This is a genomic window from Cellulomonas sp. P2_B4 (assembly GCF_056404795.1).
The window spans coordinates 1-692 of sequence record NZ_JBFUDI010000048.1 but is presented as its reverse complement, the minus strand read 5'-3'; the positions used below and the strand labels follow the sequence as shown (position 1 = coordinate 692).

General features: G+C 72.0%; 1 protein-coding gene. It reads right to left on the bottom strand.

Going from position 1 to position 692, the window contains the following annotated elements:
• On the bottom strand, positions 1-692 hold a 692-nt coding region (locus AC1DZC_RS20000), incomplete at both ends, for a beta-barrel domain-containing protein (RefSeq protein WP_477044488.1).

Sequence of the window (692 nt, the reverse complement as noted above, 5' to 3'; positions counted from 1 at the left end):
CCGACGGGGTGATCTCGACGATCATGGTGAAATAGCGCTCGCCGGTGCGCTGATCGGTCAGCGCGTCCGCCGACACCGTGCGCACCACGCCTTCGACCACCGGCGCCGTGCGCGACCCGCCCGCCTCGAGCCGCACGAAGGACGGCTGCCCGGGCCGGACGTCATCGGCATGCGCCGGGGTCAGCTGCGCCTCGACCACCATCCGGGGCGATGACGGCACGATATCGAGCAGCGGTTCGCCCGGGCGCACGACGCCGCCGATGGTCGTCACCGCCAGGCCGACCACCGTGCCGTCCACCGGCGCGACGATCCGCTTGCGCGCCAGCACCTCGCGCGCGTTGGAGAGCTTCTCGGTCACCTCGACCAGCTCGGACTGGACCGATCGCAGCGCCTCGGCGGCGGTCACCCCGCCCTCGCGCCCGACCTGGCGTCGCGCGATGCGCGCTTCGGCGATCTGGGCGCGGGCACGTTCCGCCTGCGCGTTCATCGAGCGCTGTTCCCCGCGCAACTGCGCCGCGGCACGCTGAAGCGCGAGCAGCCTGGGGCGGGTCGCATAACCCTTTTCGACCAGCGCGCTGGTGTCGCGAATCTCGCGTTCGAGCAGCGCGAGCTGCTCGCCACCGGCGGTCGACTGCGCGGTCGAGCTATGCACGTCCTGGCCGAACTGGACGAGCTTCTGGTCGATCTCCGTC